This window comes from Tenacibaculum sp. FZY0031 (genome assembly GCF_036350695.1).
Classification (GTDB): domain Bacteria; phylum Bacteroidota; class Bacteroidia; order Flavobacteriales; family Flavobacteriaceae; genus Polaribacter.
In genome coordinates, this window is the sequence record NZ_JAZDVY010000003.1 from 163,435 (window position 1) to 188,974 (window position 25,540).

Annotated in this window: 28 protein-coding genes; 20 read left to right on the plus strand and 8 right to left on the minus strand. The window is 33.8% G+C overall.

Going from position 1 to position 25,540, the window contains the following annotated elements; all coding sequences use genetic code 11:
- The first annotated feature begins 62 nt into the window (after window positions 1–62).
- The 8 genes from V1T75_RS05065 to V1T75_RS05100 all read left to right on the plus strand — a co-directional run bounded on the left by V1T75_RS05065 (window position 63) and on the right by V1T75_RS05100 (window position 5,907).
- Window positions 63–2,081 carry a hypothetical protein gene (locus V1T75_RS05065; RefSeq protein WP_330487477.1) on the plus strand — a complete coding sequence of 673 codons (2,019 nt, stop codon included), beginning with the start codon at window positions 63–65 and terminating at the stop codon, window positions 2,079–2,081.
- 203 nt (window positions 2,082–2,284) lie between these two features.
- Window positions 2,285–2,998, plus strand: a complete 714-nt coding sequence (locus tag V1T75_RS05070; protein WP_330487478.1) for a HEPN domain-containing protein — start codon at window positions 2,285–2,287, stop codon at window positions 2,996–2,998.
- A complete protein-coding gene (locus tag V1T75_RS05075; RefSeq protein ID WP_330487479.1) occupies window positions 2,995–3,273 on the plus strand; it encodes a hypothetical protein in 279 nt (92 codons plus the stop codon). Before V1T75_RS05070 ends, V1T75_RS05075 begins: the two co-directional genes overlap by 4 nt.
- Before the next feature lie 207 nt (window positions 3,274–3,480).
- On the plus strand, window positions 3,481–3,726 hold the full coding sequence (locus V1T75_RS05080) for a DUF6364 family protein (RefSeq protein ID WP_330487480.1): 246 nt from the start codon (window positions 3,481–3,483) through the stop codon (window positions 3,724–3,726).
- A complete protein-coding gene (locus tag V1T75_RS05085) occupies window positions 3,723–4,136 on the plus strand; it encodes a type II toxin-antitoxin system VapC family toxin (RefSeq protein WP_330487481.1) in 414 nt (137 codons plus the stop codon). The genes V1T75_RS05080 and V1T75_RS05085 overlap by 4 nt, the downstream gene beginning before the upstream one ends.
- A gap of 64 nt (window positions 4,137–4,200) precedes the next feature.
- Window positions 4,201–4,644, plus strand: a complete 444-nt coding sequence (locus V1T75_RS05090; RefSeq protein ID WP_330487482.1) for a hypothetical protein — start codon at window positions 4,201–4,203, stop codon at window positions 4,642–4,644.
- 312 nt (window positions 4,645–4,956) lie between these two features.
- Window positions 4,957–5,172: a helix-turn-helix domain-containing protein gene (locus tag V1T75_RS05095; protein ID WP_330487483.1), complete on the plus strand. Its 216-nt coding sequence runs from the start codon at window positions 4,957–4,959 to the stop codon at window positions 5,170–5,172.
- Window positions 5,173–5,907, plus strand: a complete 735-nt coding sequence (locus V1T75_RS05100) for a hypothetical protein (protein ID WP_330487484.1) — start codon at window positions 5,173–5,175, stop codon at window positions 5,905–5,907.
- Here the strand turns inward: V1T75_RS05100 and V1T75_RS05105 are convergent.
- The 3 genes from V1T75_RS05105 to V1T75_RS05115 all read right to left on the minus strand — a co-directional run bounded on the left by V1T75_RS05105 (window position 5,891) and on the right by V1T75_RS05115 (window position 9,983).
- Window positions 5,891–7,606 carry an Eco57I restriction-modification methylase domain-containing protein gene (locus tag V1T75_RS05105; protein WP_330487485.1) on the minus strand — a complete coding sequence of 572 codons (1,716 nt, stop codon included), beginning with the start codon at window positions 7,604–7,606 and terminating at the stop codon, window positions 5,891–5,893. The two genes, V1T75_RS05100 and V1T75_RS05105, sit on opposite strands and share 17 nt — an antisense overlap.
- Window positions 7,607–7,862: 256 nt before the next feature.
- Window positions 7,863–8,486: a leucyl/phenylalanyl-tRNA--protein transferase gene (gene aat / locus V1T75_RS05110; protein ID WP_330487486.1), complete on the minus strand. Its 624-nt coding sequence runs from the start codon at window positions 8,484–8,486 to the stop codon at window positions 7,863–7,865.
- A 117-nt stretch (window positions 8,487–8,603) separates the two neighbouring features.
- A complete protein-coding gene (locus V1T75_RS05115; protein WP_330487487.1) occupies window positions 8,604–9,983 on the minus strand; it encodes a short-chain fatty acid transporter in 1,380 nt (459 codons plus the stop codon).
- Window positions 9,984–10,113: 130 nt separating this feature from the next.
- Between V1T75_RS05115 and V1T75_RS05120 the strand changes: the two genes are divergently transcribed.
- From V1T75_RS05120 to V1T75_RS05130, 3 genes are all read left to right on the plus strand, one after another.
- On the plus strand, window positions 10,114–11,670 hold the full coding sequence (locus tag V1T75_RS05120; protein WP_330487488.1) for an NAD(P)/FAD-dependent oxidoreductase: 1,557 nt from the start codon (window positions 10,114–10,116) through the stop codon (window positions 11,668–11,670).
- Between the two features lie 80 nt (window positions 11,671–11,750).
- Window positions 11,751–12,386, plus strand: coding sequence for a YqaA family protein (locus V1T75_RS05125; protein WP_330487489.1), 636 nt, complete (start codon window positions 11,751–11,753; stop codon window positions 12,384–12,386).
- A gap of 12 nt (window positions 12,387–12,398) precedes the next feature.
- Window positions 12,399–12,647 carry a DUF1456 family protein gene (locus V1T75_RS05130; protein ID WP_330487490.1) on the plus strand — a complete coding sequence of 83 codons (249 nt, stop codon included), beginning with the start codon at window positions 12,399–12,401 and terminating at the stop codon, window positions 12,645–12,647.
- Window positions 12,648–12,884: 237 nt separating this feature from the next.
- Here the strand turns inward: V1T75_RS05130 and V1T75_RS05135 are convergent, their stop codons facing one another.
- Window positions 12,885–13,250, minus strand: coding sequence for a DUF3127 domain-containing protein (locus V1T75_RS05135; RefSeq protein WP_330487491.1), 366 nt, complete (start codon window positions 13,248–13,250; stop codon window positions 12,885–12,887).
- A gap of 7 nt (window positions 13,251–13,257) precedes the next feature.
- Complete coding sequence (locus V1T75_RS05140) at window positions 13,258–14,118, minus strand: flavin reductase family protein (RefSeq protein WP_330487492.1); 861 nt, start codon at window positions 14,116–14,118, stop codon at window positions 13,258–13,260.
- A gap of 65 nt (window positions 14,119–14,183) precedes the next feature.
- On the opposite strand from V1T75_RS05140, the gene V1T75_RS05145 reads away from it, so the two are divergent.
- Together V1T75_RS05145 and V1T75_RS05150 are read left to right on the plus strand one after the other, a co-directional pair.
- Window positions 14,184–14,414, plus strand: a complete 231-nt coding sequence (locus V1T75_RS05145; RefSeq protein ID WP_330487493.1) for a hypothetical protein — start codon at window positions 14,184–14,186, stop codon at window positions 14,412–14,414.
- A gap of 74 nt (window positions 14,415–14,488) precedes the next feature.
- On the plus strand, window positions 14,489–15,637 hold the full coding sequence (locus V1T75_RS05150; protein WP_330487494.1) for a sensor histidine kinase: 1,149 nt from the start codon (window positions 14,489–14,491) through the stop codon (window positions 15,635–15,637).
- Here the strand turns inward: V1T75_RS05150 and V1T75_RS05155 are convergent.
- From V1T75_RS05155 to greA, 3 genes are all read right to left on the minus strand, one after another.
- Window positions 15,634–15,819 carry a hypothetical protein gene (locus tag V1T75_RS05155; RefSeq protein WP_125343450.1) on the minus strand — a complete coding sequence of 62 codons (186 nt, stop codon included), beginning with the start codon at window positions 15,817–15,819 and terminating at the stop codon, window positions 15,634–15,636. The two genes, V1T75_RS05150 and V1T75_RS05155, sit on opposite strands and share 4 nt — an antisense overlap.
- Window positions 15,820–15,832: 13 nt before the next feature.
- A complete protein-coding gene (locus V1T75_RS05160; protein ID WP_330487495.1) occupies window positions 15,833–16,225 on the minus strand; it encodes an HIT family protein in 393 nt (130 codons plus the stop codon).
- A gap of 100 nt (window positions 16,226–16,325) precedes the next feature.
- On the minus strand, window positions 16,326–16,799 hold the full coding sequence (gene greA, locus V1T75_RS05165) for a transcription elongation factor GreA (protein WP_330487496.1): 474 nt from the start codon (window positions 16,797–16,799) through the stop codon (window positions 16,326–16,328).
- Between the two features lie 283 nt (window positions 16,800–17,082).
- On the opposite strand from greA, the gene V1T75_RS05170 reads away from it, so the two are divergent.
- The 7 genes from V1T75_RS05170 to V1T75_RS05200 all read left to right on the plus strand — a co-directional run bounded on the left by V1T75_RS05170 (window position 17,083) and on the right by V1T75_RS05200 (window position 25,530).
- Window positions 17,083–17,403, plus strand: a complete 321-nt coding sequence (locus tag V1T75_RS05170; protein ID WP_330487497.1) for a Rieske (2Fe-2S) protein — start codon at window positions 17,083–17,085, stop codon at window positions 17,401–17,403.
- Between the two features lie 66 nt (window positions 17,404–17,469).
- Window positions 17,470–18,627 carry a 5-(carboxyamino)imidazole ribonucleotide synthase gene (locus V1T75_RS05175; protein ID WP_330487498.1) on the plus strand — a complete coding sequence of 386 codons (1,158 nt, stop codon included), beginning with the start codon at window positions 17,470–17,472 and terminating at the stop codon, window positions 18,625–18,627.
- Between the two features lie 37 nt (window positions 18,628–18,664).
- Window positions 18,665–19,144 carry a 5-(carboxyamino)imidazole ribonucleotide mutase gene (gene purE, locus V1T75_RS05180; RefSeq protein WP_073181718.1) on the plus strand — a complete coding sequence of 160 codons (480 nt, stop codon included), beginning with the start codon at window positions 18,665–18,667 and terminating at the stop codon, window positions 19,142–19,144.
- An 82-nt stretch (window positions 19,145–19,226) separates the two neighbouring features.
- Entirely contained in the window at window positions 19,227–21,260 is a 2,034-nt protein-coding gene (locus V1T75_RS05185) for a M3 family metallopeptidase (RefSeq protein ID WP_330487499.1), read from the plus strand.
- A gap of 55 nt (window positions 21,261–21,315) precedes the next feature.
- Complete coding sequence (locus V1T75_RS05190) at window positions 21,316–22,533, plus strand: carboxypeptidase-like regulatory domain-containing protein (RefSeq protein ID WP_330487500.1); 1,218 nt, start codon at window positions 21,316–21,318, stop codon at window positions 22,531–22,533.
- A 108-nt stretch (window positions 22,534–22,641) separates the two neighbouring features.
- Window positions 22,642–22,980 (plus strand): hypothetical protein, encoded by a 339-nt coding sequence (locus V1T75_RS05195; protein WP_330487501.1) that lies wholly within the window; start codon window positions 22,642–22,644, stop codon window positions 22,978–22,980.
- A 189-nt stretch (window positions 22,981–23,169) separates the two neighbouring features.
- Complete coding sequence (locus V1T75_RS05200; protein ID WP_330487502.1) at window positions 23,170–25,530, plus strand: TonB-dependent receptor; 2,361 nt, start codon at window positions 23,170–23,172, stop codon at window positions 25,528–25,530.
- Window positions 25,531–25,540 lie beyond the last annotated feature (10 nt).

Here is a 25,540-nt window from a genome sequence, read left to right on the forward strand (position 1 = left end):
AATTCACTGACAATTTAATCGCTAAAACAAATTCTTTTTCAACTTTAAAACTAACTAAAGCTATGTCTAATCAAATCACTATTAAAGGAGATGTATCGTTTAACCAATCTAATAAGGTCACTGCAATTGTAACATTGTGGGAAGCAAACAATAAAAAAGCCATTGGTGAGCATATCATTGCTCCAAAAGCAAAAGGAAGGTTCACCATAAAAGCAACTCCTAAAGCAAAAGACACTGTTCTCTACATCACTGCCGAACTACAAAATTCTAAAGTAGTGCTACTCTCTGTACTATCACCTAATTTTGAAGAAGACATTACAAAAAAAGGCATTGTTGTAAATGAGTTAACTACAGTAGCCTCTGCTTTTACCTGTGCTCAGTTTTTTAACGGACTTCAATTAACGGGGAATCTACACGGAATCAAAATTGCCGCTAAAAACACTCCCAACCTTATCAACCCTGTAACAGGAAGCTATGGAGAGGTATTAACGGATCCTTTCAACATCACACAAAACGAAACACTCGCGCGATTAAATACATTAGCCGCATTAATCACAGCCTACGGAACGGTAGAGATTGAAGAATACAATTGGAAGGAAAAATTCTTGAAGTATACAACATCACTAGGAGGTAAAAAACCACAAAATACTGCCGAAGCTATAATTGGTGTCGCCCAATCACCTTGGCTGCATCCTGCGGATTTATTTCATCTTTTTGACAAAGCCTATCCATCACCAGAAGATGGTTTCCCTGCCAAACCTAACAGCAAAGTTCCTACAAGTCGACGCAATGCTCCTTTTGTACCTTATCTAAGTTTTGCTCCAGAAGATTTCGCTATGATTTTAGCTTTTGGTCAAGGAGGAATCTGCGCTCCTGGAAAACTATCTCTTGACAAAGAAGGAAACCTATGGACGGGGTTAAACTGGATGCCAGGAGCACAAAATGGCGTGTATCAAGGTATCGGTGGCGGACTTGTAAAGTTGGACTCTACAGGAAAATTAGTATCTCCACCAGTTACAGGTTATACCGGAATGGGTGTTGATGGTGCTGGTTGGGGTACGGCTGTTACCAAAGACGGCACTTGCTGGGTAACGAGTTTTAACGGTTCTATTGGTGTGTATAAATTAGAAGACGGTTCTCCAGTCGTTGAAAAGGTTCCAGAACATATAGCGGAAGCCCTAAATGAAATTGGAGGCTTGCAAGGTATTGGAGTAGCTCCGAATAGTGATATTTGGATTGTTGGAACCTCATCCAACACCATGCTTCATTTTCCTGAGGGAGACCTTACCAGAGGTAGAGTTGTTATAAATGAAAAACTTAATGAAGCGCTTTCTGCTCCGTTTGCTGCTTCTATAGATACTAACAATCGTGTATGGATTAGTAATACCAACGGCGTATCGCTGGTGCGTTATGCTCCAAATGAAAAAAACAGACCGGTAGAACGTTTTATTCTTGCTGGTGGCGGACGCGGTGTTGCTTTAGATTCAAAAGGAAATTGTTGGGTAGCCTGCAATACGAGTCCAGACTTTCCTCATACCACTACTACAGATGGCGTTTCTATTATTGAAGGATTTGCCCTTGGATATCCACACCTACAACAAACAGTGGGACGTAAGCATAAAACAGGGTCCGTTTTTATGATTCCTGCGGATGCTACACCTATAGACACGATTGATAAAATTACCCACAAATCGAATTTAACACCTTACGGAGATGGTGAACTAAATGCTCCTTGGGGAGTATCTATTGATGGAAATGATGATGTTTGGGTTGCCAACTTTATGGGAAGAGGCGTATCGTTTATGGCAGGTGCTTCACCTAATGGACGTACCGAAGATTTTACTACAGGAGAGGTGATTCACACCATTCATTCGGGTAGTATACAAATGCTGACCGATGTAGTAGTTGACCAAGCAGGAAACCTTTGGTGTGCCAATAACTGGAACCTACCTCAAACGGTGATGGAAGCAAAACCAGACCCTGCTTATTCTACTTGGGGAGGTGGCTCTGGTATCGTAGTGGTTTACGGAATTGCCAAACCTGCTCAAACGCCACTTGCTGGTCCAGTGAGTCCTGTTTAAAATCTATAATACTAAATAAGCGTCTGTTTTAAGGACGCTTATTTAACTAACTGTATTGAATTAAACTCTTAGTACTCTTTTTATTTTTTTATATTTGGAATAAAAAGTGCTCTTATACCTCCATATCATTTGTATAAAAACACTAAAAGCACTTATATAAACAAATTAGCGATAATTGTTGAGAAGACGAAATATAAAATTAAATGGATGAAAATTTAAATGATGAAATAGGAAATGATGTTCCTTCATCTGATTCCGATAATCAAGCAGAAGAGACTGTCAGAAGCTCTTCAGAACAGGCATATTCTATTTTTGAAAGTGGAATAAAACGTGCGCAAAACTTATTAGAGATTGACATCAATTCAAATGGTGAACCATTAGAAATTCCAGAAAACAAATTACTTGATTCATATCGTGCTGTAGTTGTACTTTCTATTTCTGCATTAGATTCATATATCAAGACCTTTTTGATTGTAGAAATAAAGAAAAACCTTAATGAAAGAAGTTTATCAAGCGACCTTAAGAAATACATTAAAGAAGAATTGTTTAGTAAAGAAGAACTACACCAAGTAGTATTGGAAAACAATTTTTACGACAAAGTAATTCAAAAATTTGATGCGGATTTTGAGAAACGCTCATTTCAAGGTCAGAAGTCTATTGACAAGTTTATGAAGCTGGCAGGAATGAATCAGGTTTTTAAGCAAATATCTATTAGTGCAGATAAGAGTATTGATAATATTTTAAGTTCAATCGAAAATTTCACTCAAAGAAGACACTTAATTGTCCACTGTGGAGACCACGATTTAACGCAAACAGAACTTACAGAGATTGAAATTGATAAAGAATCTGCTTCAAAATGTATTGAGTTGGTTAAACTTATTGCAAGTGAAATCCATAAAATAAGTCAAAAGAAATGAATCAGTTAATAATAGTATTTGAATTCAAGAATCCTTCTCTCGAAAAAAAGAATACTCTGAAAAACGAGATTAGAGAATATAAGAAATTTGCTTTTCTTATGGATAATGCTTGCATAATTTGGACAGAAGATACGCCAGCTTCTGTTCGAGACAACTTAAAAAAGCACTTAATTTCAGGTGACAAAATTTATGTTGGAGTTACATCTGCACCTTCTGCTTGGTTGACTTCATTTAGTCAAAATGTCACTGATTATTTAAAGAAAAATTTAAAATAACAACTATCGCTAACATTGGCTATAAGTAATTGCTTTTTCTCGCCTACTTCTGAAAATCCTTACGGATTTTCAGCTTGTGCGTACTTGCAAAGTTTAGTCCTAAACCACACAACTACTCATACACGAAGCCGTTAGCCACAAGCAGAACCGACAAAAACCTTGCGTTTTACGTAAAAATTTTATATTTTTACACGTAAATCAAAAGTAATGGATAAAAAATTGACATTGAGCCTGAACCAGAACATTATAGAAAACGCAAAAATCTATGCTAAATCAAATAATATCAGCTTATCAAAGTTGATTGAATCTTATTTGGCTACTTTGACAGGAAAGTCAAAAAAAACATCTGAAATAACTCCGTTGGTAAAAAGTTTAAGTGGAGTGATTGAAATTCCATCTGATTTCAATGAAAAGGAAGCCTATTCAGAGTATCTAATGGAAAAATATAAATGAAAAAGATTTTGATTGACACAAATATTGTGATTGACCTTTTGGCAAAACGAGAGAATTTTTACAATGAAGCGGCGGAACTTTTTTCACTTTCCGATAAAAAGGAAATTAAATTGACTATTTCGTCACTGACATTTGCAAGTACCAATTATATCTTATCTAAGCAAAAATCAGCTAAAGAAGCGAGAGAAATTCTAAGAAAATTTAAAGTATTAGTTGAAATTCTAAACTTAGATGATAAAATAATAGAATTAGCATTGAGCGATGAAGAGTTTTTTGATTTTGAAGACGGACTTCAATATTATTCGGCAATAGAAAATGGAGTCGAAATAATCCTGACAAGAAACAAGAAAGACTTTAAAAATTCAAAAATTCCAGTATTAACGGCAAAAGAATATTTAGCAGCGGAATAAAATGCCAGTGGCTAACAATGGCTATAAACAATTGTGTCGCAAACATAAAACAGGGTCCGTTTTTATGATTCCTGTGGATGCTACACCTATAGACACGATTGATAAAATTACCCACGAATCTAATTTAACACCTTACGGAGATGGTGAACTGAATGCTCCTTGGGGAGTATCTATTGATAGGAACGATGATGTTTGGGTTGCCAACTTTATGGGAAGAGGCGTATCGTTTATGGCAGGTGCTTCACCAACTGAACGTCCCGAAGATTTTACTATAGGAGATTTAATTCACACCATTCATTCGGGTAGTATACAAATGTTGACCGATGTAGTAGTTGACCAAGTAGGAAACCTTTGGTGTGCCAATAACTGGAACTTATCTCAAACGGTGATGGAAGCAAAACCTGCCCCTGCCTACTCTACTTGGGGTGGCGGCTCTGGAGTTGTAGTGGTTTACGGAATTGCCAAACCTGCTCAAACTCCACTTACAGGTCCAGTGAGTCCTGTTTAAAATCTATACTACTAAATAAGCGTCTGTTTTAAGGACGCTTATTTAACTGACCCTATTAAATTAAACTCTTAGTACTCTTTTTATTTTTTTATATTTGGATAAAAAAATGCTATTATACCTCCATATCATTCGTAAAAAAAACACTAAAGGTGCTTATATAAACAAGTTGCCAACAAGCTAAAAATCCTGCCGCATAAAAGCAAAGTGTGCTATTGTACACATTGCTTTTTTTTCACTTCTGACTGATAATGCTAACTATAGTCTGTTGTTCAAGTTGAATACTAAAGTTAGCTTTGAGTACTTTAATTAGCAATGAATTCGAAACAAAACATACTAATAAAATTCGGAGAAAGAGTTCGAGAAATCCGAAAAGAGAAAAGTCTTTCTCAAGAAGAATTAGCTCATAAAGCTGATTTACATAGAACTTATATTGGTATGATTGAAAGAGCGGAGAAAAATATAACTCTAATAAATATTCAAAAAATTGCTAATGCATTAGAAGTAAAAGTAACTGACCTATTTGAATAGATGGAAATAAAAAAATACGAAGACAATTTAATAAGTGAATTAGAATTAGTTGTAAAAGGAATAATTTCTGAAAACCCTAAATTAAATATTGCTGTAAAAAAAGGAGAAAGAGTTGGCGATGCAATAAGCAAGTTTTTTGAAAATAATTTTGTAGCCCAAACTCAAAAACACAAATATTTCTCTAATTCTGAAGCATCGCCTAGAGGTAAAACTAAAAATCCTTGGGATGCAAGAACGGATTATACAGTTCAAGGGTTTAAACAAGATGTTTGGATAGATTTCAAAGCAGTTAATATTGATAATGATGATACGAATCCAGACAGTGGGACACCAGACAAAATCATAAAACATATTTTAGAAAACAATTTCTATTTAGTCTTCATATATGTATTCTATAGAGGAACCGACAAAGGTCTTGAATTCGTTCAAGCTAACGATAAATATGTTAAACCATATTTTTTAAAAGATATTAGTCCTACATTTAGAATAACACCAGCGAATCAAATGCAAGTAAATGGTTCGGCTGAACCTGAATATCGTACAAGAGAAGAATTCCTTAAATTACTACTCACAAAGAAGATTGAATCTAATAAGAGAAAGCTAAAGAAAGCTACAGAGGAATTAGAAAACTTAAAAGGAGGCTTCTTTAAAAAGACTAGATCAATGGAAATAAAACTATCAGATTTGTTGACAGAGAATAAAAATCAAGAGGATTCTATTAAAAATCTAAAATAGACTTTTTAATTATGTCTATTTCATCATTTGTAATTCCAAACAACTTATAAACGAAGGAATCAATTTGACTTTTTATTTCTTCATTATTATCTAAATCGGAATAAATAACATCAACCAATTTAGCTATTTTAGCTTGGGCAGTAATGTCAGTAGGAATTGGGATTGTATATAAATCAGAAACTTTAATTTGAGGTTGTTTGCCTTTTGAAAAACGGATTATTTTGCGTTGTTGAGCATAAAATGTGATAAGTTCAGAGTTAAAAAGACCACATAAAAACTTCAAAAACTGGATAGTAGAATCCGAGTTATTTCTTAAAGAAAATACATAAAGACTATTGTTTGCAGAACTTGGCTTTTCATCAAAGGATGCAATGATTTCTTTTGCGGATTGTCTTATGTAGACTTTAGGGTTATCATAAATAACAGTTTCACCTAATCCTAACCTCTTTTTATTTTTTATTCCTTTGGCAGTTAGTTCAGCTTTTAATTTATCATTTATATTGTCTTGCAATACTTTATCATAATGGAAAAACTTCGAGTTTTCCATTTGAGCATACTTATCTTTTAATCCTTTAGAACCTTGATGGTATGGATATATGCTAACATCCTTTTTTGGCTTTTGTTCATCAAAAACAAATCTATCTTCCATATTTAAAAGCATTACACAAGTGCGTAAATTCTTTTTCGGATAGAGTTCTTTAAGAGTAGGATATTTTTTAGCAATGACCTTTTCTACAATTTCAGCACTTCTTGAACAAGAATTAAATCTATACTTGTATTGGTCGCTTGGATTATTCCAAAGTTTTTGATTTACTTCTATAAAAGTATCATCCTCTGCATTAATAATGTTGACAAAGTTATCTTCTACTTTAGTTTTTTGAACAGTTAAAATTACTTGACCACTTGCAACTTCAAAATCTTTAATATTATATTTTATGGACAATATTTTAGTATTCTCAAGCAAGTATTTTCTTGTATGCTCATAAGCGGTTTCAAAAAATGCTAAATCGATAATAAAACTTAACTTCCCATTCTCTTTTAAGAAATCAATTGAATGTTCAATAAATAGCATAACATAATTGATTTTTCCATTCTTGAGTGAATCGGGAAATTGCGAATACCTATTTAAATAATAAACTCTTTGATTCTCATCTTTTTTTCTGTCTCTTCTTCCATATAAAGAAACGTAAGGAGGGTTTCCTATTACATAGTCAATGCTTTGCAAAAATTTTGCAAGAGGCACATCTAAAGTTGTATCTAATAACGAGTTATTATATTTAGGTTTAATTCTTTTTGTAAAATCATATACAAAAGCATTGAAACTGCCAACATAGACTTCATTAAATCTTATTTCACAATATTCTTTTATATTCTGCTTGGTTTTTTCAACCATTTTCTCATCAACATCTACGAAACAAATGTTTGATTCTACAAAATTTTGAAATTGGGAAGGATTACCCTTTTCTTTAAAAATCCTTTCTAGTAATCGAATAACAAAAACACCATTACCACAAGATGGTTCAAGGAATTTCTTATGCAAGATTTCTTTATCATTAAAATCAACAACATCTAAAATCTCATCAACAGTTAGAATATTATTCGTCAAGAAAACACCAAAATCCTTTCTATAAGAAACTTTTAGAGTTTTTTCGTGAATACTTTGTCTATCGACAACAGATGATGATTGATTATTAAACATATATTTTGCTAATTATAGTATGCAAATCTAAAACTAAAAATTGTATTAAACAAATAACGGACTAAATTAACTAGTCAATTTTCAAGCACATTTAATCTTCGTTCCTGCGGTTGTAAAGAGCTTTAAAAGCTACACATGGAAAAAGTCAGTATACAACTTTATCTATAAGTGATATGACAAAAATATAAAATAAAGGTTTTCTCTAAAGAAAAAAATTAACCCGTAGAAATCCACCAATTCCCATACACAAAACCGTTCACAACCACTTTAAAAACTCCTCTCTAGGAATTTCTCTCGCACCTAAACTTGCTAAATGGTCGTTATATACTTGGCAATCGATGAGCTTGTAACCTCCTTTTTGTGCTAAATGGATAAAAGCTACTTTGCTCATATTACTTACTTTGCTAAACATACTCTCGCCACAAAACACCCCGTTTCCTAAATCTACTCCGTACAAACCTGCCACCAATTTATCGTCCACCCATACCTCAATAGATTTTGCATAGCCTTTATCGTGTAGGTTTATGTAAGCATCTTCCATTTCATCGGTAATCCAAGTACCTAATTGGTCAAAACGATTGATGTGTCGGCAATTAAAAATCACCTCATCAAAAGCTTTGTTTTCCGTTATCGTAAAACCACCTTTTCGCAATACCTGTTTCATCGATTTAGAAATCTTCACTTCCTCAGGAAATAACACCATACGCTCCCATGGAGAATACCAAACAATCGGTTCCCCTTCATTAAACCACGGAAAAATACCATGCTGGTAGGCATACACCAATCGTTCAGCCGATAAATCACCACCCAAAGCCAGTAAACCATCATCAGTAGCCAACTCATACGGAGGAAACTCTATTTTTTCAGAAAGCCAAATCATTCGTTACATTCTTTTTTACAAAAATACTATATCCGTGAATTCAACATCAACGTTTTATCAATAAAACAAAGTATAGTCACCATCAGCGAAGTTCGTTGGCATTTCCTCAATAAACTCTTAAAACAAGGTAAGTCCTAACAAATAAATTACGCTACCTACCACCATTGCAATTAACGTGTAGGGTAAAATTTCTTTTGCTTTTAGTTTCGTAATTCCTAATAAGGGTAATGCCCAAAAAGGCTGTAACATATTCGTTATTTGGTCTCCGTATGCTAGTGCCATAATTGCCTTAGGTAACGGAACCCCTAATTTTAATGCACTCTCTACCACAATAGGACCTTGTACAACCCATTGTCCTCCTCCACTCGGCACAAAAATATTGACCAAACCAGCACTAAAAAAAGTAAATATGGGTAAGGTAGTTGCGGTTGCTATCGACACGAAAAAATCAGAAATTAAAGTAACCATTCCCGTACTTTTCATCACGCCCATAATACCAAAATACAACGGAAACTGAATTAAAATTCCAGATACATCACTAATCGATTCCCCTACAGCGTTGGTAAACTTTTTAAAACTTCCGTGTAGCATAATTCCCAACCCTAACATAAAAAAGTTAATTAAGTTAGGCGTAATTTTTAACTGCTGAATGTCTGCCCAATAACGATAACCAAACGCCACTAAAATCAACACACCAAAAGCAATGGCTAACCATTGAGAACTATCTAATTTTTCTGCTTGGGCACTAACCTTTTCATCGGTATGCATTTTATATTCTGGTAAATTAATTGCTGTAGGAGCTGCTTTCTTTCCTAAAAAATAAAAGGTTGCCGATACCGTCGCTACTACCACGAAAAAAATCAGCAAATTCCACCAACTAAAAATCGTTTGAGAATAATCAATCACATCAGGTATTTGAGCTAAAACCTCTTCCGAAGAAACCGATTGCATCATGCTTTTAATATGTCCGCTTTCGTTAATTTTTATCGGTGCCGATCCAGAAATTCCACCATGCCAAACCATCAATCCCATATAACCAGCCGCTCCAATAATTGGATAGTTTAATTTGATATTATGTTGTTGCGCATGTTCTGCTACTTTACGTGCCAACAAAGCACCAAAGATGAGCCCTAATCCCCAATTAAAGAAAGCTACCAACATAGTAGTACAACTTACAATAGCTGCACTGTTTGCTGTGTTGGTACAGAATTTTGTTACTTTTAAAATTAAATTACTCACAGGCTTACTCAACACCAATACATGCCCTAGCACCAAAATCAACATCATTTGGTAAGCAAAAACGAGTAATCCGTTAGACCAAATTCCGTTTTCCCAAAATTGTAACACCTCTAAAGAATAGTTTACTACTGAGCTTTCTGCTGGTTTTGTAAAAAGCAGTGCTAATAAAAGAGTTACTAGTGTTAATAATATGGCGATGGTAAAAGGTGAGGGTACATATTTTTTAAAAACATTTTCTATAACCTGCGTAATTTTCATAGTGTAGGGTTTGATTTGCTAAAATAATTAAATAGCAATAGACTTTAGACAAAAGTAGAAAATACTAAATTCAACCAACGGATTACTTAAATTGATATGAGCAGATTGTTTTTTTAACTAGTTTTGCAGTATGGTAAAAGAACTTCAATTACGTGTTAATCTAGTAGAAGAACGCAAAGACAATATATTACAGCTAAAAGCTGCTAAGAAGCTAGGTATTCCTATTGCTGATATTACGAGCGTAAAGGTGTTACGTAAATCGATTGATGCACGTAAAAAAGAAGTTATTTTTAACTATAAGGTAGCGGTATACGTTAACGAACCGCAACCTGATACTCCTGATTATATTTTTGAATATCAAGACGTATCGAATGCGAAAGAAATTCATATTGTAGGTTTTGGTCCTGCGGGAATGTATGCAGCGCTTCGTTGTATTGAGTTAGGATACAAACCTATAGTGTTAGAGCGTGGTAAAAATGTACAAGACCGTCGTAGAGATTTACGTGCTATTAACCAATTTCATGAGGTAAATCCAGATTCTAACTATTGTTTTGGTGAAGGTGGTGCAGGAACCTATTCGGATGGAAAGTTATACACCCGTAGTTTAAAGCGTGGTGATGTTCGTAAAATATTTGAAAACTTAGTATATCACGGTGCTACCGATCAAATTTTAGTCGATGCACATCCGCACATAGGAACGAACAAACTTCCGAAGATTATTCAAAATATTCGCGAAACGATTTTAAAACACGGTGGAGAAGTACATTTTGAAACCCGTGTGACCGATTTTATCGTTAAAAACAATAAACTACAAGCTATACAACTCCAAAACGGGACTGAAATGGCTGTAAATGCTGTTGTTTTGGCTACTGGGCATTCTGCAAGAGATATATACGAACTATTGCATAAAAAAGACATTTTGCTAAAAGCGAAGTCGTTTGCGATGGGAGTTCGTGTAGAACATCCGCAAGAAATTATTGATCAAATTCAGTATAGTTGTTCGGGTCAACGTGATGAGTTATTGCCTGCTGCTGCGTATAGTTTAGTACACCAAGTTGGAAACCGTGGAGTGTATTCATTCTGTATGTGTCCGGGTGGATTCATTGTTCCTGCGGCAACTGCCAATGGTGAAGTGGTGGTAAACGGAATGTCGCCTTCGCGTCGTAATAACAAGTTTGCAAATTCGGGAATCGTAGTTGAAATTAATGTAGATAAAGATTTACCGAAGTATGAAAAATACGGAGTTTTAAAAGGCTTACAATATCAAAAAGATTTAGAAAAGTTAGCCTTTAACGCAGGCGGAAAAAGTCAAGTTGCCCCAGCACAACGTTTAACCGATTTTGTGGAAGGTAGATTGTCTTCTTCTTTAAATGATTGTTCGTATCAACCCGGATTGAACTCTTCTCCGCTACACTCATTACTTCCTAAATTGATTGGAAGCAGATTACGTAAGGGTTTTGCAGCTTTCGGACAAAAAATGCATGGCTATTATACTGCGGAAGCAAACATTGTTGGAGTGGAGTCTAGAACCTCATCACCCGTAAATATTCCCAGAAAAGAAAACCTTGAACATCCACAAATTGAAGGACTCTTTCCTTGTGGTGAAGGGGGTGGTTATGCGGGTGGTATTATTTCGGCCGCAATGGACGGTGAACGTTGTGCTGAGGCTGCCATTGCAAACCTGTAATAATTAACAAATATTTGTTGGTGTAATTTCCAATTACCTCGTACTTTTGCTATTCCTAAAAATTAGAGGCTTTTTTAGCGATGAGTAAAAAGAATAAAAAAAATAACAAAAAGAAAATAGATAAGCCGCATTATAAACGTTTACACAACTATTATAATCGCACTGGTTTTTACATGTTCATTTGGATTAGCTTGAAGAAAGCTTTTTGGCCAATTGTTGGAGCTGTTGTAGGGATATTATTATTTAACAAGTATGTTTATAATATTAACGATGGTTTACAACATATGACCGAAACTTTTTCTAGAACAGGAGTTTTAGTTACTTTTTTTATTTCGGAAACAATTTTAGGATTAATTCCGCCAGAGATTTTCATCGCATGGTCTAAGAAAACAGCCGACCCTATTGTAAATATTTCTTTGTTAGCTACCTTATCTTATGTAGGAGGTTTGTGTGCTTATTTTATAGGTAGAGCTTCTTTAAAGATAGATTCTGTAAAAAATTACTTAGAAGTTAAAATGGCTAAAAACCTTAAAAACACTAGTAAATGGGGTGGATTTTTAATTTTAGTAGGTGCACTATTACCACTACCTTTTGCCATTAGCTGTTTAACTGCTGGTATGATTAAATACCCTTTTAAGAATGTAGTTTTTGTAGGCTTATTTCGTTTTGCTCGTTTTGCTATTTATGCATGGGCTATTTTTTCGGTAGTAAATTAACTTAAAACAATTATGGGACTAACTAACAACGATATTTTTAAAAAGCTACGAGTAGCACATAAATTAAGAGATACTGATATTATTGACATCTGCGCTTTGGTAGATTTTAAAGTTTCTAAATCGGAAATCAACGCAATCTTTAGAAAAGAAGACCATCCTAAGTATGTGGAGTGCGGAGATCAGTTTTTACGTAACTTTTTAAACGGATTAGTTATTCATTTAAGAGGTCCGATGCCAGAGAAAAAGCCAAACAAAAAGTAACCACACCACTAACACTCATATAAGTAAAAAACCTTCTGATTGAATCAGAAGGTTTTTATTTTCCCCTTAAATTTCTCAATCAATAATTATTTATTGAATGATTATGATACAAATATATGACCGTCTTTTGATACATTAAAAGGGATATCCGTAAGGATATATGTAGTTTTCCGCAAAACAAAAAAAAGAGCGCTAAATTAGCGCTCTTTTTGTATTCATAGTCTTCTAAATATTCTTTTAGAAAGGTAAATCATCTGGTTCGTTTGCAGATAAATCTGGAGCTGGCTCAAATTGGTCAGCTGGTGGAATGTTTTGAGAAGCAGCTTGTGCTAAGTTTTCAATTCTCCATCCTTGAACAGAGTTGAAGTATTTTGCTTCTCCTTGTGGATTGATCCACTCTCTACCTCTTAAATTAATAGAAACTTTTACGTCTTGCCCTACTTGATAAGTATTTAATAAATCACATTTATCTTGAATAAATTCAATCATTATCATTTGTGGGTACTGCTCATCAGTAGTTACGACCATTTCACGCTTTCTAAATCCGTTAGATCCGAATGTTTGCGTTTCGTTAATTAATTTGATTTTCCCTATTACTTCCATTTCTAATCTATTTAATTAAAAGTACCTTCCAAGCACTTTCTACATCATTATTTTGTAAATACTCTTGTGCAAAAGTATGTTTTTTTTCAGTTGAAACCCCCACAAATTGTAAATGTTCTTTCGCAAAGTTATTAACAGCTTCCTCCGTAGGTAGCTGTTCTACATTACCTAACATCCCTAAATTATTTCCTGTTAACACGCTACTATTTCTTATTTCTGTAGGTATTTGGTCTACTCCAATTCCTAAGGTAGTTAATGGTTTGGGTATTTCAAAAAAGCCATCTCTAGCCCTACTGTAATAATTTCCTCCTGCTCTGGCTACTAAATCTATTTTATGTTGATCTATGCTACCATCTTCTGCTAACACATCTTCATTTACATGTAGTTTTACTACCTCACACACAATTAAGTTTCCTGCTCCACCTTCTTCACCCGTATAAATGATGTCTTTTACTTTACATTCAAATTGTACAGGAGACTCCGCTACTCTAAACGGTTTTACCTCATCTGATGGTAACATTGTAAAACCAGCTTTTACAAACTCGTTTACTCCTTTAGGATACATGGTGCTACTCAACGACATTTGCTGAACAATATCGTAATTTACAATATTAATAACTACTTCTCTGGTTGCTTCAGCATTGTCTAACGTATGTTTGGTTTTATTTCCTCGTACACTACGTGCTGGAGAAAAAATCATAATTGGCGGGTTTGCCCCAAATACATTAAAAAAGCTAAATGGTGATAAATTGGGGTTTCCATCTGCATCTACAGTACTTGCAAAAGCAATAGGTCTTGGAGCTACAGCTCCTAATAAATATCCATGCAGTTTAGAAGTTGGTATATCTTTAGGATTTATTGATAACATTCTGTATAATTTTAGTGTAAATATACTACAGTTTTACTTAATTCTATTTTTACTATTTTTACTTTATGAAAAACAGATATGATCAACTTAATATTGAATATGTAGAAACAAAAAGTGTTTCTCCTTTTATTAAATATACATGTATTCTTTTTATTCTGATTTTTGCTTTTATTCCTTTAGCAGAATTAATTGATGTATTAGATTATAATTACGCAGCACCAAATAAAGTAAACACCTGTATCATTGGATGCTCATATGAACCTTTACAGTTTAAACCTCTTCCGCAACCAAATTAACTATATAGTTTTATTTTAATTGAACTAAAATTTCAATTATCAAGTTATTCTAGAGAATAGTTTATATTTGATAGATGGCTTTTTTTACAAATACTTATTGGATTAAGCGAATAGCGATTAGTATTTCTTTACTTATCGTTTTATTTATTTTATGGAATACCTATGTGTTTTTTCAAAAATTTAAAAAGGATGAACGCGCTAAAATGGAGATTTATGCTACTGCAATTAAGGAAGTAGCTTCAAACCCTGACTCTAATGGTAATTTTAATTTAGTAAACAAAGTTTACGAAACCATAGAGAATATTCCGTCTATTTTAGTTGGTAAAGATGGACAGATAAAGCAGTTCCACAACTTAGATTCTATAAAATCTACAGACCCAAAGTATCTTCAACAGCAATTGAACATTATGAAACACCAAAATGAACCAATTGCTATAGAATACCTAGGTATTAAAGAACATATCTACTATAGAAATTCTGATCTTTTATACAAACTCAAATACTACCCGCTTGCCTTAGTACTAATTTTAGGTTTGTTTCTCACCATTATTTACATGGTATACAAATCTAACAAAGTAGCCGAACAAAATAAGCTGTGGACAGGTATGGCCAAAGAAACTGCGCATCAAATAGGAACCCCACTTTCTTCCTTATTGGGTTGGATTGCTATTTTACGTACTGAAAATGTTAGCAGTGATTATGTTGATGAAATTGAAAAAGATGTGCGACGCTTAAACACCATCGCAAATCGTTTTTCTAAAATTGGATCTCTTCCAGAGTTAAAACCTTTCAACATTGTATTGATTACTAAAGCTGCTTATGACTACTTAGAAAATAGAAGCTCCAAACAAATTTCTTTTTCTTTTACTACTGAAGCTGAAGAAATCCGCACCAACTTAAATACCGAATTGTATGGTTGGGTAATAGAAAACTTAATTAAAAACGCTATTGATGCTATGCAAGGTAAAGGAAGTTTATCTGTTAGCATTAGCAAAAACGCTAAAAATGTAAAAATTCTAATTACTGATACTGGTAAAGGAATTCCTAAAACACAGTTTTCACAAATATTCAACCCAGGGTTTACCACAAAAAAACGTGGTTGGGGTCTGGGTTTATCACTCTCTAAACGTATTATTGAAGATTACCACAACGGAAGAATACACGTATTAAAATCTGAAATAGGAAAAGGAACTACTTTTGAAATCTTATTGAATAAGGTTTAACTATCTGCCTTTACTTTACTCATTAAAAAACCGTAAAACAATCCTCCAGCTCCCCATATAAGCGCCCCTACAAGCATTCTTTTTAAAGTTATTTCTTCTCCTTCAATCCAAGGGAAAATAATCATCATCATTATAAACATAATTACTCCCCAGACTATCCCCTCTTTTATCCACTTTTTCATAGCTTTTTTTTATTTATTCAAAATTCTTAGCAATCCCTTCAGCAACTGCTAAAAACTCTTCATTTGTTAATTTTTCTTTCTTTACAAATCGGATGTCCTCCATGGTTTGTAACGGAATTAAATGCACATGCACATGAGGTACTTCTAGGCCAATTACACTCATTCCCACACGCTCACAAGGAATAGTTTTCTCAATCGCTTTGGCTACTCTGTAAGAAAAAGACATTAATCCGTCGTACTCTTCTTTCGATAAGTCAAATAATTTATTTTCCTCTCGTTTAGGAATTACCAACGTATGTCCTTTTGCATTTGGATTGATATCTAAAAAAGCAAAATAGTTATCATCTTCTGCTATTTTATACGATGGAATTTCTCCGTTTATAATCTTTGTAAAAATACTTGCCATTTTTTTAAATTTAATTTTACAGTAAAAATAAAAAAGAAATCGGGTTCTAGCGAAGCTAAAACCCGAATAAATCTTTACTCTTTTGTATTTGTTTTTTCTCTTATCGAGAAATCTCCATTACTTCAAACTTCATAATTCCGTTAGGTACTTGTATTTCGGCAACATCCCCTACTTTTTTACCTAACAATCCTTTACCAATTGGTGAATTAACAGATAACTTTCCATTTCTAACATCACTTTCGCTATCTGCTACCAGCGTATACGTAAACTCCATTCCGTTAACTGAATTTTTAATCTTCACTATTGAGTGGATTAAAATTTTAGACATGTCTAACTGACTTTCATCAATAATACGAGCGTTTGCTACTACGTTTTTTAATTTTGCAATTTTTGTTTCTAACAACGATTGCTCTTCTTTTGCAGCGTGGTATTCTGCATTCTCACTCAAATCTCCTTTATCACGAGCATCTGCAATTTCTTGAGAAACACGTGGTCTTTCTACTTGCTCTAAATGCGCTAATTCTTCTTTAAGTTTCTTTAATCCTTCTTCCGTATAATATGATACATTACTCATCTCTTCTCTCTTTTTAAAATCAACAAACTTTTATACGCTTTGCTTAACGTTTATATAAAGCGTATAACTTTTCTTCCTAGAACCCTGTGGGTTAAATTTAAAAATCTCACGCCGTTAGGAATGAGATTGTCTTACAAATGTACAAAATATTTGTAACTTCGTTGCGTTACAATAACAACTTCTATACTAAAAAATGAAAAAAATATTTTATTTATTTCTCGTGATAATTTGTTTTAACTGTAGTGATAACACTCCTATTAATAATTGTTTTTCGGGAATAAAAATGAATGCCATTATTGATTTATCGCTTCCAGAATTTAGTGGTTTATTAGTTCCTGGAGGAGAATCACAAAATGTGATACAGGGAAGAAATGTTTTTATTTTTAGAACAGGAACTTCTGGTTACAGAGCTTTTGACCAACAATGCCCAGAGCAAAACTGTAACTCTTTAATGACTTTCAACGGAGTAGAAATTACCTGTCCTTGTGATGATAAAAAATACAACTACCTTTCTGGTGGTGCTCCTTTAGACGGTGAAGGCTGCAGTGCTTTAATGTATTTTGTGACTCCTATTAGTAGCAATCAGTTAAGAATATCTCGTTAATACTATTTGTACTAACAATTAGATTCTTATTTTTGCAGCAACAACAACACAATTAACACATTTATCGTGAAAAACTACTTTTCTTCAAACTTTAAATTGGGTGTTCTAGGAGGCGGTCAATTAGGAAGAATGTTACTTACCGAAACGCAAAAATTCGATATCTATACTGTTATTTTAGACGGAAATGCTGACGCTCCTTGCGCCCAGCTATGTAACGAATTCCATCAAGGAGATTTATTAGACTATGATACTGTTTACAATTTTGGAAAACAAGTAGATTTGTTAACCATAGAAATTGAAAACGTAAATATTGAGGCCTTAGATGCTTTAGAAGCTGAAGGATTAACCATTTTTCCGAAGCCTAAAAACTTAAGAACTATTCAAAATAAAGCACATCAAAAGGTGTTTTATCACGATAATAACGTCCCTACTGCTGATTTTTCTAGATTTACTTCTTTAGAAGAGTTGAAACACGCCATAAGTAACGAAGCAGTTACGTATCCTTTTGTATGGAAATCAGCTCGATTTGGATACGATGGTAACGGAGTAAAAATAGTTCGTACTTTTAACGATTTAGCAAACCTCCCTACTGGGGAATGTATTTCTGAAAAACTAGTTCCTTTTAAAAATGAATTAGCTGTTATTGTTGCTAGAAATGCCAGTGGAGAAACTAAGACCTACCCTGTAGTTGAAATGGAGTTTCACCCAGAAGCAAATCAGGTAGAATATGTAATTTGTCCTGCAAGAATTGAAGAAGCAGTTGCCAAAAAAGCACGCGAAGTTGCTTTAAAAGTTGCGGATGCTTTTGATTTTGTTGGATTGTTAGCTGTAGAAATGTTTCAAACTGAAAATGACGAAATTTTAGTCAATGAAGCTGCCCCAAGAACTCATAATTCAGGACATTATTCTATTGAAGCAAGTTATACTAGTCAATTTGAACAGCATTTACGCAGTATCTTAAACCTTCCGTTAGGAAATACCGATAGTAAAGTAGCCGGTATTATGGTAAACTTAGTGGGTGCTGAAGGCTATACTGGAGATGTCGTATACGAAAACATTGAGGAGATTTTAAAAATTGACGGAGTTACTCCTCATATCTACGGAAAAAAGACAACCAAGCCTTTCCGTAAAATGGGACACGTAACTATTGTGAACGAAGATATAAATGAGGCGAGAAAAGTCGCTCAACAAGTAAAAGAAACTATTAAGGTAATAGCAAAATAACCTCTCGATACGCTCGAGATGACAAAAACATAAATTTATGGTAGGAATTATCATGGGAAGCGATTCAGATCTTCCAATTATGCAAGAAGCAATTGATATTTTAGAGAGTTTTGATATTCAAGTTGAAGTAGATATCGTATCTGCGCATAGAACTCCTGAAAAATTATTCGATTATGCTAATAATGCACACAAGCGTGGCGTACAAGTTATTGTTGCTGGTGCTGGGGGGGCTGCTCATTTACCTGGAATGGTAGCCAGTATGAGTCCGCTACCTGTAATTGGAGTTCCTGTAAAAAGTAGAAACTCTATTGACGGTTGGGATTCTGTTTTATCTATTCTTCAAATGCCAGGGGGCGTTCCTGTGGCTACTGTAGCTTTAGATGGAGCTAAAAATGCAGGAATCTTAGCTGCACAAATTATTGGAGCTTCAGACAAATGTGTATTAGATAAAATAATCGCTTATAAAGAAGGCTTAAAACTGAAAGTTGAAAAAGCTTCTGAAAGCGTAAAAAAATAAGTACCTTAGTACTCTATTTAACTTGAAGACCTCATAAATTTTTTATTTGTGAGGTTTCTTCAATTATTAAAACGAATTTTTCATGACTAAAAACCCACTTTTACAAGACTTTAATACTCCTCTTTTTTCTCAAATTAAAGAAGAACACTACATCCCTGCTATAAAAGAAGCCATACGCATAGCCAAAGACGAAATTAATGCAATTGTAGAGAACCCTGAAACTCCAACGTTTGAAAATACTACAGTTGCTTTAGACAATACAGGTAATACGCTTGATAGAGCTGCTGCTATCTTTTTCAATTTAAATTCTGCGGAAACTAACACTAAAATCCAAAAAATAGCAAAAGATATTTCGCCTTGGTTGAGTGAATTTGAAAATGATAAAATTCTGAATGAAAAGCTATTTAAACGTGTAAAATCCGTGTACGATCAATTGGCAGATTTAAACCTGACTCCTGAACAAGAAATGTTGTTAGATAAGCAATACAAAAGCTTTGCACGTAACGGAGCGAATTTAAAGGAAACTGACAAAATTGAGCTTCGCAAAATTGATACTGAGTTAGCAAAATTATCGTTACAGTTTGGAGAGCATGTATTGGCTGAAACCAATGCTTTTGAATTATTAATTACCAATGAAGATGATTTAGCTGGCTTACCAGAAAGCACTAAAGAAGCTGCTAAAGAACTAGCGAACTCAAAAGATAAAGAGGGTTGGATGATTACCTTAGCTTATCCAAGTTATATTCCTTTTATGACCTATGCTGATAATAGAGAATTGAGAAAAAAATTAGCAATCGCTTTTGGTAAAAAAGGATTTCAGCAAAATGAATACAACAACGAGCAAATTGTAAAAGACATAGTAACCTTGCGCCACAAACGAGCAAATCTTTTAGGATATAAAACCCATGCTCATTTTGTATTAGAAGAGCGTATGGCTGAAACTCCTGAAAAAGTGATGGCGTTTTTACATGAACTCTTAGCAAAAGCAAAACCTGCTGCACAACGTGAATTTACTAATTTAGAAGCCTATGCTAAAAAACTCGACGGAATAGACCAGTTGCAAAAATGGGATGGTGCTTACTATTCAGAAAAGCTAAAAAAAGAATTATTTAACTTAGATCAAGAGTTATTGAAACCTTACTTTAAGTTAGAGAATGTAATTGACGGGGTGTTTACTGTTGCTAACAAATTGTATAATTTACAGTTTGAAGAAATTGACACTATTGACAAGTATCATGAAGATGTTAAAACCTATGCTGTAACAGATACAGAGGGTACTTTTGTTTCCTATTTATACGCTGATTTTCATCCAAGACCAGGAAAACGTAACGGGGCATGGATGACTTCTTATAAATCACAATACATGAGTAACGATACTAACGAAAGACCTCAAGTATCTATCGTTTGTAACTTTACCAAACCAACACAAACTAAACCTTCTTTATTAACTTTTAACGAGGTTACTACCTTATTCCACGAATTTGGTCACGCCTTACACGGAATGCTTGCTAATACGACTTACAAAAGCTTATCAGGGACTTCTGTTTCTTGGGATTTTGTAGAGTTACCTAGCCAAGTTTTAGAAAACTGGTGTTACGAAAAAGAAGCATTAGAACTGTTTGCTAAACATTTTGAGACTGGTGAGGTTATTCCTATGGAATATGTTGAAAAAATTAAAGAATCTGCAAGTTTTCATGAAGGAATGCAAACCTTACGTCAATTAAGCTTCGGGTTATTAGATATGTCTTGGCACTCTGGAGATGCTCCTGAAACGATTACTAATGTTAAAGAATTTGAAGCCAATGCTTTTGCTGAAACTAAATTATACCCTGATGTAGCAGAAAACTGTATGAGTACTTCTTTTTCTCATATTTTTCAAGGCGGATACTCCGCTGGATATTACTCTTACAAATGGGCAGAAGTGTTAGATGCCGATGCTTTTGAATATTTTAAAGAGGAAGGTATTTTTAACAAAGAGGTTGCCGATAAATTTAAAAACAACGTATTATCTAAAGGAGGAACAGAAGAGCCTATGGAATTATACAAACGTTTTAGAGGAAGAGCGCCAAAACCAGATGCTTTATTAAGGCGTGCTGGATTGATTGATGAGAATTAATACATAAAATTTTATCACTTTAAATAAGTCCCTATTTTTATGGAAAATAATTTTCATGAAAAAGGGACTTTTTCTTTTCTTACTCTTCGTAAACGCAATTTCATTTTCTCAAATCTTAATTAAAGGAAATGTTTTCTCAAAAACCAATGAACCTCTAGAAGGAGCTTCTGTTTACTTTAACAACACTACTACTGGTACAATAACAAATTCTCAAGGAGAATTTGAGTTAAAAATCAAAGAAGGAAACTATACATTAGTTATTTCTTTTTTAGGCTATAAAACAAAACAGCTTTTAATTACTCCTCAAAAAAAAGATGTAAATATTAACATTAAACTTGAAGAAGACAGTAGTATTTTAAACGAAGTTGTAATCAAGAAAACTGTTTACGATAAAAACTGGGAATATAATTTAGCTCGTTTTAAACAAGCCTTTTTAGGAAGAACAAAACTCGCAGAAACGTGTAAAATTATAAATGAAAAAGACATCTATTTTGAATATAGCCCCAAAAAAAACACACTTACAGCCTTTGCTAAAAAACCTCTTAGAATTAAACATCAAGGCTTGGGTTATATAATTACTTATGATTTAGTTGATTTTACCCTAAAAGGACAACAGTTATTTTTTAGTGGATTGGCTCGCTACAAAAACCTTAAAAAAAAGGTAACAAGGAGATGGAAACAAAACAGGCTTGAAGCATACAACGGCTCTCAAATGCATTTTTTAAGAAGTCTAACTTCAAAGAACCTAGAAGAAACTGGTTTTGTAGTCAATCAGTTTAAAAGAGTTCTTAATCCCGATAGACCCTTCGAAGAGAAAATTAACTTTGCCAGAGAATTTATTAAGCTTTATAACAAACCCATTCATTTATCTAGAAACATATCCTATCCAAAAACGACCTTAGATAGTATGATTGTGACTCTTCAAAAAGCAAAACTTCCTAAATATCAAGATTATCTTTACAAAACAAATCTTTCTTATCACAATATGATTACGTACAATAACAATATCCCCTATTTAAATTTTAAAAATTACTTAATGGTTATTTACACTAAAGAACCTGAAGAAGAAAATTATTTAATCGGTATGTTTGGAAAGCGAAAAAAAGCGAGTGGTGTACAAACCTCAAATATTGTGTTATTAGAAGGAAATGCTCAAATAGATAAATCGGGAATTCTTATAAATCCTAATGCGGTGTTTAACGAAGGCTACTGGGGCTTTGAAGCTTTTGCTAATATGCTGCCTTTGGATTACAAAATTTCAGGAAAAGAATAACTTTTTAATCAACCAATACCCTCCTTCTTTTTTAGAAAAAATTAACACATTTTCACACATAAAAAGTTTGTCAAGCCCTTATTTTTGCTTCCCTACAGTTACAAAAAAATGAGCTTAAAGAAACATAGCATATTTAGTAAAATCGCCTCTTTGTCTTTGGTGATTCTTCTTATGCTTCCTATTCTTATCAAAGCTACGCATCATCATGAAAATGAAGCACACCATCATAACTGTAAAGAAAAATCTACTCACTTACACGAATCGGTAAACGACCATTGTGACATTTGTTATTTTTCTTTTACTTCTTTCGATGTACCTATACAAAATTCATCGCAAGTTGTTACTATTCTTCCTGGTAAGACAATAGTAGATAATTACAAATCGGTTCTCTTACCTTCTTGCTATTCACTGAATAGAAAACTTAGGGGGCCTCCTACAAATTCCTAACATATTAATTTCAGAACATTTTCACCCTTTGTCGGAGTGTAAGATATGTATTTATGCAAACTTAATATTAGGTTTCACATCGTAATTACATTCATTTACTCCTACTATTCTGGGGGTTCTAAATTATATAATCAACGGTCGATTTTTTCATATCGGCTATCACAATTCGTTTTTTAAATACCGTTTACAATGACAAAACAAAGCTTAGGTGCTTTATTTTGTGCATTGTTTCATACCATTCTTTTTAGTCAGAACACTCATTCTGTTACTATTAAGGTAATTGATGGAACAACACAAAATGCGTTACCCAATGCTCACGTAAGTATTGGTGCAAAGCACGCGTACACAAATACGAAAGGCAATCGTACTTTTCACAAACTTTTAAACAAAGAGTACCTCTTAACTATTACTCATGTTGGATATGTTACTTATAAAGCAAGTATTTCTCCAGCTAATTCTGTAATGGTCATCCCTATACTCCAAGACAACTCGGTTTTAAATGAGGTGATAATTACGCAAAACCCTAAAAAAACACTAACAAAGTTCTCTAGTAATACACAAAAGATTGATGGTAACTTCTTGGAAAAAAACAGAGATAATAGTTTAATGCAAACTCTTAAAGATATTCCCGGAGTTAGCACAATAACTATTGGTTCTGGTCAGTCCAAACCTACCATTAGAGGTTTAGGGTTTAATAGGGTTGTAATGGTTGAAAACGGTATCAAACACGAAGCGCAACAATGGGGAGCCGACCATGGTTTGGAAATAGATCAATATAATATTGACAATATAGAGGTTACCAAAGGAGCTGCTTCTCTACGCTACGGTTCTGATGCAATTTCAGGTGTAATTAGTCTGAAAAACAACCTTCTGCCTGATGCGAATTCTTTTTCGGGAGAGCTCAACCTCACCAATAGAAGTAATAACGATTTTTATGGAATTTCTTTAGGTGTTAAACACCGTTACAATCACTGGTATTACAAAGCTAGAATTACTCATGAAGAGTATGGAGACTATAAAGTTCCTACCAAAAAAATCACATACGATAATTACATTTTTGACTTGCATAAAAACTACTTGCGTAACACAGCGGGGTACAATCATAATGTTGGAATCTCAGTTGGCTATGTATCGGACAATTTTAGTTCAACAACTTCATTTAGCAATGTAAATTCTAAAAATGGTTTTTTTGCTAATGCACATGGTCTTGAAGTGAGAACTTCTAAAATAGCGTACGATGCTGACCATAGAGATATTGATTTACCCCATCATAAAGTCAATCATTTTAAAATAACGAATAATACCAGTTTTCTATTCCCTAATTATACGTTAGATGTTGAGCTTGGGCTTCAGAATAATCATCGCGAAGAACACTCAGAACCTGTTCCGCATGGCTACATGCCCAAGCCACCATCTACAATGGAACGTTTATTTAAAAAGAACACCTATAGTCTTAATCTAAAAAATCAATTGCATCATTTTGAAAAGCATAAAGTTACCACAGGTATAAACTTAGAATACCAAGACAATGCGATTGATGGTTGGGGATTTCTTATTCCTGAATATACTCGTTTTACCGTTGGAGCATTTGTATACGATCAAATAAAACTCAATAGCAATTTATATTTAGATGGTGGTGTGCGTTACGATTATGGTATCGTAAAAACACAACCCTATTACGAATGGTTTTTATCTCCAGTTACCGACGAAAACGGAAATACTACTCAACAACAACTTCAGCGTTCGGAAAGAAAGGACTTGACTTTTGGAAGTTTCAGTGCTTCTGCTGGATTGAGTTATGGATTTAAAAACACATCGTATAAAATAAATATAGGTAAGAGTTTTAGAATTCCGTTAGCAAACGAATTGGCTTCAGATGGGGTAAACTATCACATGTATCGTTATGAAGAAGGAAACCTTGATTTAGAACCCGAAAGTTCTTATCAAATAGATGGAGAATTTAAAGCCAACGTTAACAATGCTTTTATTCAAATTACACCTTTTGTTAATTATTTTGATAATTATATTTACTTAAGTCCAACTTCAGAGTATTACGAAACACTTCAAAAGTATCAATACAGTCAGAGCCGTGTTTTTAGATATGGTGGGGAAGTAATGGCTCAATATGAACCTATTGATAAATTATCAATTACAGGCTCTTTAGAGTATGTAAACGCAAGGCAATTGAGCGGGAAAAAGAAAAACTTCACCCTTCCTTTTGCCCCTCCATTGACAGGAGTTGTCTCACTTGAATACACATTGAATCCTTGGTTGACTTTCGGAGACACTAAACTATTCTCAAGTGTACGATTGGTTTCAGATCAAAACAATATTGTTCCTCCAGAAAAAACTACCCAAGGATATTCTTTAATAAATGTTGGCTTGCATACGAGTGTAGCTCTTTTCTCTAAAAAACAACCGCTAAAAATTCAAGGAAAAATAAATAACCTTTTAAACAACAAAGTATTCGACCATACGAGCTTTTATAGACTTATAGAAGTTCCTGAACCTGGAAGAAACTTTTCAATAACCATTATACAAACATTTTAATCATTTAATT

Coding starts and splice junctions, on each gene's coding strand:
- V1T75_RS05065 (WP_330487477.1), top strand. CDS start 63: ATGTCTAATCAAATCACTATTAAAGGAGATGTATCGTTTAACCAATCT.
- V1T75_RS05070 (WP_330487478.1), top strand. CDS start 2,285: ATGGATGAAAATTTAAATGATGAAATAGGAAATGATGTTCCTTCATCT.
- V1T75_RS05075 (WP_330487479.1), top strand. CDS start 2,995: ATGAATCAGTTAATAATAGTATTTGAATTCAAGAATCCTTCTCTCGAA.
- V1T75_RS05080 (WP_330487480.1), top strand. CDS start 3,481: ATGGATAAAAAATTGACATTGAGCCTGAACCAGAACATTATAGAAAAC.
- V1T75_RS05085 (WP_330487481.1), top strand. CDS start 3,723: ATGAAAAAGATTTTGATTGACACAAATATTGTGATTGACCTTTTGGCA.
- V1T75_RS05090 (WP_330487482.1), top strand. CDS start 4,201: ATGATTCCTGTGGATGCTACACCTATAGACACGATTGATAAAATTACC.
- V1T75_RS05095 (WP_330487483.1), top strand. CDS start 4,957: ATGAATTCGAAACAAAACATACTAATAAAATTCGGAGAAAGAGTTCGA.
- V1T75_RS05100 (WP_330487484.1), top strand. CDS start 5,173: ATGGAAATAAAAAAATACGAAGACAATTTAATAAGTGAATTAGAATTA.
- V1T75_RS05105 (WP_330487485.1), bottom strand. CDS start 7,606: ATGTTTAATAATCAATCATCATCTGTTGTCGATAGACAAAGTATTCAC.
- aat (WP_330487486.1), bottom strand. CDS start 8,486: ATGATTTGGCTTTCTGAAAAAATAGAGTTTCCTCCGTATGAGTTGGCT.
- V1T75_RS05115 (WP_330487487.1), bottom strand. CDS start 9,983: ATGAAAATTACGCAGGTTATAGAAAATGTTTTTAAAAAATATGTACCC.
- V1T75_RS05120 (WP_330487488.1), top strand. CDS start 10,114: ATGGTAAAAGAACTTCAATTACGTGTTAATCTAGTAGAAGAACGCAAA.
- V1T75_RS05125 (WP_330487489.1), top strand. CDS start 11,751: ATGAGTAAAAAGAATAAAAAAAATAACAAAAAGAAAATAGATAAGCCG.
- V1T75_RS05130 (WP_330487490.1), top strand. CDS start 12,399: ATGGGACTAACTAACAACGATATTTTTAAAAAGCTACGAGTAGCACAT.
- V1T75_RS05135 (WP_330487491.1), bottom strand. CDS start 13,250: ATGGAAGTAATAGGGAAAATCAAATTAATTAACGAAACGCAAACATTC.
- V1T75_RS05140 (WP_330487492.1), bottom strand. CDS start 14,118: ATGTTATCAATAAATCCTAAAGATATACCAACTTCTAAACTGCATGGA.
- V1T75_RS05145 (WP_330487493.1), top strand. CDS start 14,184: ATGAAAAACAGATATGATCAACTTAATATTGAATATGTAGAAACAAAA.
- V1T75_RS05150 (WP_330487494.1), top strand. CDS start 14,489: ATGGCTTTTTTTACAAATACTTATTGGATTAAGCGAATAGCGATTAGT.
- V1T75_RS05155 (WP_125343450.1), bottom strand. CDS start 15,819: ATGAAAAAGTGGATAAAAGAGGGGATAGTCTGGGGAGTAATTATGTTT.
- V1T75_RS05160 (WP_330487495.1), bottom strand. CDS start 16,225: ATGGCAAGTATTTTTACAAAGATTATAAACGGAGAAATTCCATCGTAT.
- greA (WP_330487496.1), bottom strand. CDS start 16,799: ATGAGTAATGTATCATATTATACGGAAGAAGGATTAAAGAAACTTAAA.
- V1T75_RS05170 (WP_330487497.1), top strand. CDS start 17,083: ATGAATGCCATTATTGATTTATCGCTTCCAGAATTTAGTGGTTTATTA.
- purE (WP_073181718.1), top strand. CDS start 18,665: ATGGTAGGAATTATCATGGGAAGCGATTCAGATCTTCCAATTATGCAA.
- V1T75_RS05185 (WP_330487499.1), top strand. CDS start 19,227: ATGACTAAAAACCCACTTTTACAAGACTTTAATACTCCTCTTTTTTCT.
- V1T75_RS05190 (WP_330487500.1), top strand. CDS start 21,316: ATGAAAAAGGGACTTTTTCTTTTCTTACTCTTCGTAAACGCAATTTCA.
- V1T75_RS05195 (WP_330487501.1), top strand. CDS start 22,642: ATGAGCTTAAAGAAACATAGCATATTTAGTAAAATCGCCTCTTTGTCT.
- V1T75_RS05200 (WP_330487502.1), top strand. CDS start 23,170: ATGACAAAACAAAGCTTAGGTGCTTTATTTTGTGCATTGTTTCATACC.